The organism is Seongchinamella unica, from assembly GCF_004354085.1.
Classification (GTDB): Bacteria; Pseudomonadota; Gammaproteobacteria; order Pseudomonadales; family Halieaceae; genus Halioglobus; species Halioglobus unicus.
Genome location: NZ_SMSE01000001.1, coordinates 693,637 through 707,438 on the forward strand (window position 1 = coordinate 693,637; position 13,802 = coordinate 707,438).

The 13,802-nt window shown below is 62.6% G+C and carries 8 protein-coding genes; 7 read left to right on the top strand and 1 reads right to left on the bottom strand.

What is annotated here, in order from left to right:
* Positions 1–185 precede the first annotated feature (185 nt).
* Positions 186–1,112, top strand: coding sequence for a histone deacetylase family protein (locus E2F43_RS03035; protein WP_133209412.1), 927 nt, complete (start codon positions 186–188; stop codon positions 1,110–1,112).
* On the opposite strand, the gene E2F43_RS03040 is transcribed toward E2F43_RS03035, so the two are convergent.
* On the bottom strand, positions 1,109–2,395 hold the full coding sequence (locus E2F43_RS03040; protein ID WP_133209414.1) for a cation:proton antiporter: 1,287 nt from the start codon (positions 2,393–2,395) through the stop codon (positions 1,109–1,111). The two genes, E2F43_RS03035 and E2F43_RS03040, sit on opposite strands and share 4 nt — an antisense overlap.
* 130 nt (positions 2,396–2,525) lie before the next feature.
* Between E2F43_RS03040 and E2F43_RS03045 the strand changes: the two genes are divergently transcribed.
* The 6 genes from E2F43_RS03045 (at position 2,526) to E2F43_RS03070 (ending at position 13,747) form a co-directional block, all read left to right on the top strand.
* Positions 2,526–3,770, top strand: a complete 1,245-nt coding sequence (locus E2F43_RS03045) for a cytochrome P450 (RefSeq protein ID WP_133209416.1) — start codon at positions 2,526–2,528, stop codon at positions 3,768–3,770.
* Positions 3,771–3,965: 195 nt separating this feature from the next.
* The gene (locus E2F43_RS03050) at positions 3,966–5,708 is read left to right on the top strand and encodes a Vgb family protein (protein WP_238946721.1); all 1,743 of its coding nucleotides are present in this window, start codon (positions 3,966–3,968) and stop codon (positions 5,706–5,708) included.
* Positions 5,709–5,713: 5 nt separating this feature from the next.
* Complete coding sequence (locus E2F43_RS03055; RefSeq protein ID WP_133209418.1) at positions 5,714–7,624, top strand: pyrroloquinoline quinone-dependent dehydrogenase; 1,911 nt, start codon at positions 5,714–5,716, stop codon at positions 7,622–7,624.
* Entirely contained in the window at positions 7,621–9,567 is a 1,947-nt protein-coding gene (locus tag E2F43_RS03060) for an outer membrane protein assembly factor BamB family protein (RefSeq protein ID WP_133209420.1), read from the top strand. Before E2F43_RS03055 ends, E2F43_RS03060 begins: the two co-directional genes overlap by 4 nt.
* A gap of 227 nt (positions 9,568–9,794) precedes the next feature.
* On the top strand, positions 9,795–10,466 hold the full coding sequence (locus E2F43_RS03065; RefSeq protein ID WP_133209422.1) for a DNA-3-methyladenine glycosylase I: 672 nt from the start codon (positions 9,795–9,797) through the stop codon (positions 10,464–10,466).
* 380 nt (positions 10,467–10,846) lie between these two features.
* Positions 10,847–13,747: a PKD domain-containing protein gene (locus E2F43_RS03070; RefSeq protein WP_133209424.1), complete on the top strand. Its 2,901-nt coding sequence runs from the start codon at positions 10,847–10,849 to the stop codon at positions 13,745–13,747.
* Positions 13,748–13,802: the final 55 nt, after the last annotated feature.

The window sequence follows — 13,802 nt, forward strand, 5'->3', positions numbered from 1 at the left end:
AGGCTCTCAAATGAGCGCTCACCGGAGCGGCCCGGCAGTTGAACCTGAGTCGGCCCGCCGCCACCAACTCATTGCAGCACTCGGCTAAACTCTGCGGACGGCATGATCGAAGACAGTTCCATACTGCTTGGGTTGCTTGTCATCCACTCAGCGGGCAAGATCAGTCAAAAAACCGGAGTCAATTCATGAGCATCGGTTACATCACCCATCACCAGTGCCAGTTGCATGACATGGGCAGCTATCACCCGGAGCAACCGGCGCGGCTGGCGGCCATCAACGACCGCCTGATTGCCACCGGGCTGGATATGGTGTTACGCCAGTACGACGCCATCCCCGCAGAGAAATCCCAGTTACTGACTGCCCACGACAGCGCTTATGTCGATACCGTCTACCGAAAGTCCCCCGAACACGGGACCGTCGCCCTGGATGGCGATACCAGTATGAATCCCTTTTCACTGCAGGCGGCCCGGCTCGCCGCAGGCGCCGTTATCCAGGGCGTCGACCTGGTGATGTCCGGCCAAGTCGACCAGGTCTTCTGCGGGGTTCGCCCCCCGGGACACCACGCCGAACGGGACAAGGCCATGGGGTTCTGCCTGTTCAACAGTATCGCGATCGGGGCCTACCACGCACTGGATAACCATGGCCTGGAGCGGGTGGCGATCGTTGACTTCGACGTCCATCACGGCAACGGTACCGAGCACATCGTCAAGGGCGACGAGCGGATCCTGTTCTGCTCCAGCTTCCAGCACCCGTTTTATCCCCACAGTGGCCACGACTGCAAGGCCGCCAATGTGGTCAACCTGCCGTTACCGGCAGGCTGCGGCGGGGAGGAGTACCGGGCAGCGGTGAGCGAACAGTGGCTGCCGAGGCTGGCGGACTTTGCCCCGCAGCTGATATTCATTTCCGCAGGGTTCGATGGCCACCAGGCTGACCCGCTGGGGGACTTCAACCTGGTCGACGATGACTTTGCCTGGATTACCCGCAGGCTGTGCGAACAGGCCGATCAAAGCGCCCAGGGCAGGATAGTTTCGTCTCTGGAGGGTGGTTACGATCTGCATGCGCTGGCGCGCTGCGTCGAGGCACATCTCAAGGCCATGCTCGGCGAGGCCTAAAAGCGGGACAGGCGGGGCTTGAGCAGGGCCGGACCGATCACCGTGGTCAGCAGCACAACCATCACCAGCGCACTGTAGACCGCAGGCGTGAAAATGCCATGGGCAAAAGCGAAGGAGGCGAACACCAGCCCCACTTCTCCCCGTGGCACCATGCCCAGACCAATACCCAGTCGATCGAAGCCGGGGCCCTTCACCAGGTAACCGGCAATGCTCTTGGAGGCGACGGCCACGGCGGTAAATGCCGCAATAGCGATCAGGATAGAGGGGTCCGCCAGCACCTGCAGCTGTACCTGGGCGCCAATAAACACAAAGAATATGCTAATGAAAATGTCCGTGATCGGGCGAATCAGTTCTTCCAGGGTGTGCTTCTGCAGCGTGGCACCCACCCGGAAGTAAACGTCGTCCAGCAGCAGGCCGGCAACAAAGGCGCCAATCAACGGCGCCAGGCCCGCGAATGCGGCCAACTGGGCAAATGCCAGCGCCAGACAGAAGGCAAAACCCGTCCAGATGCTGGCGTGCTTGGTAATGGCCACCATGTGAATCATTTCCGGCATCAGGCGCTGGCCGATAATGACCGCAATAGCGAAAAACGCCAGTGCCTTGGCTACAATGATCAGCAACGAGCCCCAGGCGAACTCACCGCTGGCGGCAACACTGGCCAGCACTGCCAGCAACAGTATCCCGAGGACATCGTCAATCACTGCGGCCCCCAGGATCACCTCACCCGAGGCGGACTTGAGCTTGCCCTGGGCGATAAGCAGCTTCGCGGTGATGCCCACTGAGGTGGCCGCCAGGGTGGCCCCCAGGAACCAGCCCTGCAGGCCGCCGTTAACGTCGAGCACAATCGCAGTTCCCAACCCCATCGCCACCGGCAGTAACACCCCGGCACAGGCCACGGCGGTGGCGTTGCGCCCCACCTTGAGCAGGTCCCGCATATCCGACTCGAGACCCACCAGGAACAACAGCAGCACCAGCGCCAGTTCAGCGGCATAGATCATGAATTCGCTGCTGCGCAGCAGCGCCGGAAAGTTGAAGTCGATGCCCAGCAGGGCGAGGTTGCCCAGCAGGATGCCGGCACAGATTTCCCCCACCAGTTCCGGCAGGCCCAGGCGCTCGAACAGGAAGCCACAGGCGTCGGCCAGGGTGATCATCAGGATCAGCGCCAGGGAGGTGCGACTGAAGCTGTCACTGACACCGTTGGCCCAGGCCACCGCCGGCAGCAGCGCGGCCACCGCCAACAACACCAGCATGCGACCGCCGCGGTTCAGCAGGATCCTGCCCATGAATGCCCCGATGTTCCCAACCCCAGAAGCTCACATGCTACCACGGTGTCGAACGGTTAAACGATTTGTAACTTGCAGCAAATGTATACATATGTATACTTTTGGGCGATCAGACAGACTGGAGAACCCCATGGCCGAGGCTGCGGAAAATCTGCCCCCCGTTGCAGACATTTTTAACCCCCATTCACCGGAGTACGTGGACAACCCGGTTCCCCAGTGCCTGGCGCTCGCCGAACGCGGCCCGCTGGTGTGGTACGAACCCTGGCAAGCCTGGATCATGACCCACATGGACGACATCATGAAGTGCTGGAAAGAGGAGCCTCTGTCGTCCGACTTTTACGACTGGGAGTTTGCCCCCCAGCGCCCGCCCGAAGACCAGTGGAGTAACTTCGAACGGGCCATGATCGGCCACAGCCTGCTGGCGGATCAGGCCCACCACCGACTCGTAAGGCGGGTAACCGCACCGGCCTTCTCCCGCAACGTGGTGGACAACATCCAGGCCAAAATCGAGCCCGAGGTCAGGAAACTGTTCGATGACCTGGGAGAGCCCGAGACCTTCGACTACATCGAGGAGATCGCCAACCACATTCCGTTCATCTCCATCACCCGCATGGTGGGCATTCCGGAAAAGTACTGGCCGCAGATCAAGAAAGTCATCCTCACCTTTACCGAAACCTGGAACCCGACCATTTCAGATGAACAGCGGGAAGCGGCGCGCCAGGACAGCAACCGCGCTATCGACATCATCAGGGAAGTCATTGCCGAGCGCCGGCTGGACCCGGGTCAGGACGATTTCCTTTCGACGCTGCTGCGTATCGAAGCTGAAAACAAGGGGTTTGAAGAGGGCGACATTATCACCCTGATCCTCGCCCTGATCGGTGCCGGCGCCGATACCACCCTGGTCGCCCAGCAGTGGACGGTTTATTCCCTGCTTAGGCACAAGGAGCAGATTGACACGGCACTGGCCTCACCAGAGGCTTTTTCCAATGCCTTTTGCGAAATCAATCGCTGGGGAGTGTCCTCCAAGATGGGCTTCGCCCGCTATGCCCCCCGGGACATGGAATTCATGGGCCAGACACTGCGCAAGGGGGTGATGGTGTTGATGATGCCCCACCTCAAGGACTACAACCCGGACTACTACGACAATCCCGAGACCTTCGACGTAACCCGCACCTTCGACCCGGATGTGATGTTCGGCTATGGTCCCCGCTACTGCATCGGCGCCGCTCTCGCCAAACGCCAGCTCTTCCTGACCGTATCGGAGCTCTACCGGCGCTTCCCCAATATCGAACTGGCCGAAGAACCGGAACGGGACCCCGGCGACCACAACGCCATCGTATTCAAGCGCCTCCTGCTGCGAACCAACTGCGCCTGACAGCCATATCTGGGGTCAGAGCATATTTGGGGTCAGAGTAAAAACTCCTGTTTGATATTAGCCTGACATAGACTGTGTTCAGAGTTTTTACTCTGACCCCAAATGTTCAAAGTTTTTACTCTGACCCCAAATATGCAAATATGGACTTCAGTGGCAGAGCTGGGATAATTCCGCGGCTCCAAAGGAGACCCCATCATGCGCCACCTGACACTCTTCCTGTTTGCCTTTGCGATCGCCGCCGCAGCCGATCCGCTGCTGGTTACCGACCCTGATGGCAAGCCCATTACCCAGGCCATGGTCACCCGCACGCCCCTGGACGTGCCCGAGGCAGACCTCAGCGACGACGGCTATGCGCCCCACGGCGTGACCAACATTTCCGCGGTGACGGTCACCCGCTTCACCGATGTGCAAGGCAAGGTGAATATTGCCGCCGACGGCAACTATTTTTACCGGGTGCGCGCCCAGGGCTACCAGGACCTGTATTCAGATACGGCCGAAGGCATCCTGCAGCTGGCGCCGATGAACCGGGAACAGTACATCGCCAGCTACCCGTCCAACGTCTGGTTGTCCCGGCTCGACTTTGGCGGCGACCGGGAACTCAAGGAAACCTTTCAGCTGAACTGCGCTTTCTGCCACCAGCAGGCCTCCCCCTTCATGCGCAACGAGCGCACGGTGGCGCAGTGGGTCAGTATCATCGAGCGGATGAACACCTACGGCGCGCGCATGCCAACGGACGATATCCGCCCGGTGGCGGAGCTATTGCAGAAGGAGTACCGTGAACTGCGGGAGAACCCCGGCACTGTCCCCGAGCCCCGTCGCTGGGAAACCCACCTGTCCTCCATAGAGATGACCGAGTGGCCTATCGGTGACGGCTTCTCACAAATGCACGACTTCCTGCTGCACCCCAATGGTTACGTCTACGTGGGCGACAACCTGTTCGACCGGATTTACGAAATCGATACCGACACCGGCGAGTACACGGTCTACAAGGTGCCCCACGCGGAGGACGCCCGGCTTGGGGGCATTCTCGGCAACCGCTTTACCGTGTTCCCCAAGATGTACAACTACATGGGGGTGCACTCCTTCGCCTACTCGAAAAAGGACGGCAACATCTTTATCACCCCGTCCATGCAGCAGGCCCTGCTGGAGTTCGACATAGAGACCAAGGAGTTCATCACCCACGACATGCCCGGGGGGCTCTATCCCCACACCATTCGCACCGACGACGCGGACCGGGTCTGGTTCACCATGGCCCTGTCGTCCCAGGTGGCCATGTTTGATCGCAGCAGCGGCGAGTTCACCCTCTACGACCTGCCCGCGCGGAGCATCAAGGAGTGGCTGTTCTTCAAGGCCCTGCCGCTGCTGTTCAGCCTGGACCCGGAAGACCGCCCCCTGCCCTCACCGGACCGCGAGTCCACCGGCCTGCCAATGCCCTACGGCATCGATGTGGCGCCCGACGGGGGCGTGTGGGTGGCCCGGCTCTACGCCAACGATCTCGCCCATATCGATCCGGACAGCGGCGAGGTCACCATGATCGACTTCCCGTACAGCGGCCCGCGCCGCCTGCGGGCCGATGCCGACGGCAATATCTGGGTGGTGGCCTTCCAGGTAGGCCTGCTGGTGAAGTACGACCCACGCAACAAGACCTTCAGCGAATACCCACTGCCGGTGGTCAACGAACTGCCCTATGCCCTCAACGTGGACCGGGACCGGGGCGTGGTCTGGGTCAACGGTAACCAGTCGGACACTATCCTCAGTTTTGATATCGCCAGCGAATCCTGGCAGTTGTACCCCATGCCCCGGCAGCGCTTCTTTACCCGCGATATCGAGATATCCGAGGAAGACGGCGCGGTATACACCTCCAACTCCCACTTCCCCACCTGGCAGTCGGAAAGCGCCACACCCACCCTGCTGCGCATTACCCCGTTAGAGGAGTAGGCACGGTGCGCCGCCTTGCCACAATTGCCGCGCTACTCTGCGCAACCACCGGCTGGAGTCAGGAATGGCGTCACTATGGCGGCGACGCTGGCGGCAGTCATTACTCCGCCGCCGCGGCAATCAACCGAGATAACGTGGGGCAACTCGATGTTGCCTGGGTCCATCGCAGCGGCGACGCCGACCGTCCCGCCGAACTGCTGAGAAACAGCTCGGGCCAGGCGACGCCTATCCTGCTGCCACCGGCCGCCGGCGAATCGCTGGTGTACTGCACGCCCTTCAGCGAGGTTATCGCCCTGGACCCGGGCAGCGGTGAGCGGCGCTGGTCTCACGACCCCCAAGTCAATACCGCAAGCCTGCGCCCCTTCCGCTGCCGGGGCGTTGCCTATTACGAGGAAACGCGGGTCGCTCAAGGCGCAGATTGCCGTCACCGGATATTCGCCAATACCTACGATCGCCGACTGCTGGCACTGGATGCCCTCAGTGGCGAACGGTGCGCTGACTTTGGCGACAGCGGCGAGGTGAGCCAGTATGGCCGGGAAAAGGCCGCGGACCAGATCAGCAATTCATCGCCACCGGTGGTCGCTGGCGGACTGGTGATCAATGGCTCGGCAGTGATTGATTTTCGCCTGGCGGAGGCACCCAGGGGCACGGTGCAGGCATTCGACAGCCTCACCGGCGAGCTGCGCTGGAGCTTCGACCCGCTGCAGGGCAAAGAGGGCAGCGGCGCAGCCAACGTCTGGGCGCCGATCTCCGTGGACGAGTCCCTCGGACTGGTCTACCTGCCCACCGGCACGCCCTCCCCGGACTACTATGGCGTCAACCGCCCGGAGGCCATCCCCTACGCCAACAGCGTGGTGGCGCTGGCGCTGGACAGCGGCGAGGTCCGCTGGCACTTCCAGCATGTCAGGCACGATTTGTGGGACTATGACACCCCCGCCCAGCCGATCCTGTTCGAATGGCAGAAGGACGGCGCTAGCGTGCCCGCCCTCGCCCAGCCCACCAAGCAGGGCTTTATTTTTGTTCTCGACCGGCGCAGCGGTGAATCGCTGTGGGAAATCACCGAACAGCCCGTGCCTCCGTCACAAATCCCCGGCGAGAAAACCGCCGCCACCCAACCCAAGCCGATCGCGCCACCGCCGCTGCTGGACCCCTTCCTGATGCCGGAACAGGCCTGGGGCCTGACGCCCTGGGACCGGGGTGACTGCGCCAGGCAGCTGGCCGAACTGGATAACCTGGGCCTGTTTACACCGCTCAGTGAAAAACTCACGCTGATGTTCCCGGGCAGCCTGGGCGGCGCCAACTGGGGCGGCGGGGCGATTGCGCCCGGCGGCGGTGTGCTGGTGCTGAACGTCAATACCGCACCTTTTGCCGGCCGGCTGGTGCCCAATGCACAAGCCGACGCCGCTGCGGACGGCAAGGATCACCCCACCGCCGGTCAGCGCTTCCTGGTACCCATGAAGGGCACGCCCTATACCGTGGAACTGGGCGCGCTGGTATCCCCGCTGGGGATTCCCTGTAACGCGCCGCCCTGGGGCAAATTGATGGCGGTCGACCTGGTGGCCGGCCAGATACTGTGGGAGACAGCGCTGGGCTCGATCCACGAGCTGGGCCCCTTCCCCCTGCCCTTCCACATCGACTGGGGAACGCCGAACCTGGGCGGCGGCATTGCCACCGCCGGCGGCCTGTTTTTTATCGCCGCCACCATGGACCGCCAGCTGCGCGCCTTCGACCTGGCGAGTGGTGAAACCCTGTGGCGCTATACCCTGCCGGTGGACGCCACCGCCACACCCATGACCTACACCTACCGGGGCCGCCAATACCTGGTGATTAACGCCGGCGGCCACTTCATGTTTAACCGCGAGGCGGGCGACTACCTGTACGCCTTCGCCCTGCCGGACCAGCGACGCTCGCAATGAAAAAGTTTCTGCTCATACTGGCCGCCCTGGTCGCCGGACTCGCCCTTTACACCGCCTCCCTGGACTCCCCGCTGAAAACCCTGGAGTCACTGGCCATACGCCACGCCGACAGGCTACCGCTGGCCTACTTCGGGGAGAAGATCTTCGACCAGCATTGCGCCAGCTGCCACGACAATCCGCAGATGCACGCCCCCGGCCGGGAAGCCCTGGCGGGGTATTCCCTGGATACCGTGATGGTGGCGATGAAGTTCGGCAAAATGCAGCCCATGGCCGCCCACCTCAACGACATCCAGCGCGGGCTGGTGGCCATCTACCTGTCCGGTTCCGATAGCGACGCGTTCGACTGGATCGCGGCCAACCGCTGCGAACTTTTGCCGGAGCGCGACCAGACCCCCTATGTCAGCAACTGGGGGCAGGCACCGGGCAACCGGCGTTACGTCGACGCCGGGCGCAGCAACATCACCCGCGACAACGTGGACACTCTGGAGCTGGCCTGGGCGCTGGCCTTTCCCAAGGTCACTGACATGCGCTCCCAGCCGGCCATCATCGGCAACTCCCTGTACTTTGGTGATAAAACCGGCCGTCTCTACGCCCTGGATCGCACCCGGGGCTGCCTGCTGGCGCACACCAAAGTTGCCAGCGGCATTCGCTCGGCGATCACCGCGATCGACGACGACACCCTGGTGTTCGCCGATTCCATGGCGGTCGTTTACGCGGTTGACCGCCATAGCCTCGACATAAAGTGGCGCGCTGACATGCGCCTGTTCAGTACGTCCACCATTACCGGCTCGGTCAGCCATCACGACGGGCGCCTGTTTGTACCGATCTCCTCCTACGAGGTGGCTGCTGCGGGCAACCCCCAGCACATCTGCTGCGAATCCCACGGCGGGGTAATTGCGCTGGACGCCACCAACGGTGAACGCCTGTGGACCTGGCACGCCACGGAAGACGCGGTTCCCCAGGGAGTCACCAGCGACAACAGACCCTTGCTGGGACCCTCCGGGGTGTCGGTGTGGAGTACGCCCACGATCGACGCGGCCCGCAACCGGCTCTATGTCGGCACCGGCGAAAACCTCTCTCACCCGGCCACCGGGACCTCCGACGCGGTGGTCGCCCTGGACCTGGACAGCGGCGAGCCCTTGTGGGTTTTCCAGGCCACCGCCGGCGATATCTGGAATGCCGCCTGCCTCAACGGCGGCAGCAATTGCCCCGAGAACGCCGGGGGCGACTTCGATATTGGCGCCTCGGTGATTCACGCGCAGCTCGAAGACGGCACCGAGTTGCTACTGGTGGGCCAGAAATCCGGCGACGCCATGGCCCTGGATATGGACGGCGAGCTGTTGTGGAAGACCCGGGTCAGCAACGCGGCCATCGGCCCCGACCTCCACCAGACCACCACCAACGGCGGGATTCACTGGGGCATGGCCCTGTCCGGCGAACGTCTGCTGGTGCCGGCCGCTGACCCGGAGCGACCGCGCCCGGAATACATTCCCCGCCCCGGCATACACGCCTTGAACGTGCGCGACGGCGAGCCGCTGTGGTTCCAGCCCGTGGAACGGGGCTGCCACCTGGAGGAAGAGGACAAACCGCTGGTGGGCCTGCAGAACATGCGCGTGGGCAAGAACCGGCCACTGCAAGAGCAATACGCCTGCTCCTTTTATTTCGGACTCTCGGCGGCGGTGACCGCCACCGAGCAGCTGGTCTTCAGCGGCGGGCTTGACGGTGTGCTCCGGGCCTACGACATCGCCTCAGGGGAGGTGCTCTGGCAGACCCGCACCGCCGTCCCGGTGGAAACCGTCAACGGCGTCAGCGGCCACGGCGGTGCCATCGATGTGGATGGGCAGGTGCTGGCCGGCGACTGGCTTTACGTCCAGTCCGGCTACGCCATGTTCGGCCAGTTGCCGGGCAACGTGCTGCTGGCCTATCGACTGGCGGAAAACTAGCCGGTCGGGTTCTGTGCCCGGGAATGACGATTCCTGAAAACGGCAACGGGCTAAGCCGGCTTGATGACCGTTTGCGGGGCAGCGACATCGGCAATGGGAGGCGCGTCCACCGCAGGCATATTGGATTCGGACATGAAGCGTTCTTCTTAACCAGTTGGAGGAAATCCTGTTATAGCACAGCGCCGCCACAGTTGGCCGACCCCGCGCCATCCATTACACTGCCTGCCATGGATAAATTTGCCGCAATCTATGACCGGGCCTGCGAGCGCCAGGGCGGCGAGGCGGCCCTCGCCGGACTGATGCCGACAGTGCGCAGCCCCCGCGCCCTGGCCGCCAGCAAAAACGATCGCTGGCTGGCCCAGATGACCCGCTGCATCTTCCAGGCCGGCTTCGTCTGGCGGGTGGTGGACAACAAGTGGGACGACTTCGAGGATGTGTTTTTCGGCTTCCCGCCGGAGAAAATCCTGATGCTGAGCCCGGACCAGATCGATCGCTTCGCCCAGAACCCCCGCATTATCCGCAACCGGCAGAAGGTGCTCAGCATCCAGGCCAACGCCCGGTACATCCTCGAGGTGAGCAAGGAACACGGCAGCTTCGGCAAGTTCGTCAGCCGCTGGCCGGAGGACGATCTGATCGGGCTGTTCCAGCATATGAAAAAGGGCGGCAGCCGACTGGGTGGCATGAGCGGGCAGCGGGTACTGCGGAATATGGGCAAGGACACCTTTGTGGTGACCGGCGACGTGGTCCGCTGTTTACGCCAGGCGGGTGTCGACATTTCGGACACCCCCAACACCCAGCGGGAGATGAAACTGGTACAGGCCGCATTCAACCAGTGGCACGCCGAGTCCGAACTCCCCTACAGTCACATCAGCAGGATAGGCGCCTGTTCGCTGGAGTAGAAAGCAAAGCGCGGATATCGGGCCCGCGATAACAACAAAAGCCGCCAATATTCGTCAGGGCCCCAGCCCCCTGCCGGATTTGCTCGCCTAAAAACACTACCTGTATATGAAAAAGCGATATAAAAAATAACCTTACAGTTTCTACAGGTTTGCAAAATCTGTACTAAGTTTAGACACAAGAGCACCAAGGGCCGGGGAAGGCGTTAAAACAAACTGGAAAATCCGGTGCACTGCTTCCCCCGCCTGTGGCCAGCCCCATGTCGAGGCCACGGCTTTTCCGCATCCGCGGCGGTATTAGTTCGCCCCGACACCAGGCTGGAACGCTTCCTTGCCGCACCGGCAGTACTGCGGCCCGAATCCGGCACAAGAAGGGGTCTACCATGAAACCTGTCCTTCCCGTCCGCAACATACAGCTTCCCGCAAAACTGATCCTGATGACATTCCTGCTGGGAACGTCGCTCGCGCTGCGCTCCGACGTGGTGCTGGTGCCGGGCACGATCGCGGGCAATGTGAGAATCGGCGACGAGGTCATCACTTTCCTGCGCATGCAGGCTTTCAACGCCGATGACAGCGCCCTGCAAACACTGTCGCCCAATGTGGTCACCGCTGCCTACAGCCTGACGGTCAACGTACCCCAGGGCACGACCCCCACATACGACACACGGGTGCAGTTCGCCTACACCACTGACCCGGAACACCCACAGAACACGGATTATTTCATCTTTCCCTTCGTGGAGGTTACCGCGGTGGAAAGTGAAACGCAGACCGTGGACTTCATCCTTGACCAGCCGGGCTACATCAATGGCAACGTGGTACTCAATGGTGACGGTGAAATAGATTATTACTACATTTACGCCAATCCGACGGTCATCAACGGCTACAGCCACTATACCCTCCAGCGCGCCGACGACAGCGACAGAAACACGGTTCCCTTTGCCTTTCCGGTGTCCCCGGGTGAACTCAGGTGCTCAGGCTTCCTGTACCTGACTTCCGGTGCCCGCATCAACCTCCCCAACCAGGTCGTGACCGTCGCTGCCGGTGAAAGCCAGAGCTGCAACTACGAGGTCGACACGCCGGAAATTGGCAGCGTCGGAGGGGAGATCGAGTTCAGCGGCGAGGTGGCACCGAACAGGTTCTACGTTTACACCAACAGCCCCACGCGCCGCACCTGGATCGTTGATGACCCGAACAACCCCGAAAGCTATTCCCTCCCGGAGCTTTCCCTCGGCACCTACTACATGTACGCCTGGGCCTACCTCAATGATAACGACGACCAGTTCTCGTTCCCGGACCCGGCGTTCAGCCCCTCCCGCAGGCCGGTCATCGAGGCGGGAGACCTCGACACTGTGGACATCAGCGCCTGCCAGACCTACCTTAACGGCGACTTCATTGTCAGAGGCTCCGCATCGCCCGACGACCTGAGCACCAGCACGCTCAGGTTCTTTGGCGCCGCCCCGGAGACCCAGTCCGGCCAGGGCATCGAGCGCCTGCTGACCGGCGACACCAGTTACGATGCGATTCTCAGCACCGGCGCCTGGCGTTCGAACTACTTCGATCTGCGCCTGATCCGGCCCGACAGTCACGAGGATGGGTATCTGAATACACGGCTCTACCTCTACGACGCCTCGGTGATGCCACAGGAGAACCCGGTTACGTTTGCGCAGTGTGGCGCGACTGAAAACCGCAACTTCGACTACCGCTTCGGCAGCGTCACGGTGAACTTCACCATTGCCGGTGGTGGAACCATGAGCCAACCCCGTCTCCTGGGTGGCACCTGCACCGAGGCCGAAGAAGACGGCACGCCGCTGTACTCCTATTTCCTGCAGCAGGCCTTCTCCAACCAGGTCGACGTCGAGGTTGGCAGCGTCGCCATGCTCGCGCCCCAGGGTCTGTGCGAGGGGGTTGAGGCCTTCGCCCTGGTGGACGGTTCGCTGACCAGCTTCGGCACCTTCAACCTGGAGGTTGTGGGCGGTTCCGACGTGATCATCGATATCGGCGGCCCGCAGGTCGCAGTCACCAGCCCCGAGTCGGAGGCCTGCCTGGCCGGCGACGAAGTCACCGTCACCGGCACCGCCACCGACGATGTCGGCGTGGTGAGTGTGACCGTGAACGGGGAAATCGCCACCCTGGACCCGGCGGGCGGCGAGGGCACCCTGTCCACCGACTTCAGTGCCACCATTCCCCTGGACCCCGGCCCCAACGAGATCGAAACCATCGCCACCGACACCTCCGACAAGACCGGCAGTGACACCCGCACGGTTTACAACGACGGCGGCCCACCGGTCCTCGACTGGACCCCGGCGGATGGCGCAAGCACCTCCGAGAGCAGCATCGAGGTCGCCGGTACCGTCAGCGACGACGTGGACGTGGCCAGCGTCACCGTCAATGGCGACCCGGTGGTGCTGGTGCCCACCGGTAACCCCGGAGAGTACAGCTTCAGCACCGTGGTGGAACTCGAGGACGGGGAAAACATGATTACCGTGGTGGCCACCGACACCAGCAATTGCGGCGATCCAACAACGCAGGTGCGCACGGTGACACTCTCGGATAACACCGGGCCGATGGTAGACGAGGTGCGGCTGCCGGCAGAACCGGCCGCGGTAGGTGCTGCCGCGGAGGCCGAGTGCCTGTTCAGCGACCCGGATAGCGGCGACAGCCACCATGCCGAATGGGACTGGGGTGACGGCACAACCAGCGCCGGTATAGTCGATGGCTACACCGCGACCGGCTCACACCAGTACGCTGCGGCCGGGGCCTACACTGTCAGCTGCACCATCACCGATGCCGCCGGGGAAAGCGATACCGGCAGCGCGGCGCAGCCATTGCTTGTCTACGACCCGAGCGGGCACCTCACCGGCGGCGGCTGGTTCCGCTCCCCCGAGGACGCCTACCCGCAGGACATGCGCCTGGAAGGCAGAAAAATCAACTTCGGCATGGTGTCGAAGTACCAGCGGGGCAATGGCCAGCTCACCGGTAACATCCAGTTCAACGGCCGGGTTTTCAACTTCCATTCCACCGCCCTGCACTGGATGATCATCGATGGCAATTGGGCCCAGGTGGCTGGCACCGGCACCGTCGATCGCCAGGGCGAGTACGCCTTCCTGTTCACCGTCATCGACAGCGGCAAGAGCCGCGAACCGGATGCGGTTCGCATGAAGATCTGGGATCCGGCGGATCCGGGCAACCCCCTGTACGACAACCAGCCGGGTGAGCCCGACGACAGCAACCAGCTCACCGATCTGGGCGGCGGCAACCTGGTGATCCACACCCGGCGTCGCTGAGCAAACCCGGGGGACCACCCCCGGGGGATGTCAACGCGCACCGGCCCGAAACCGG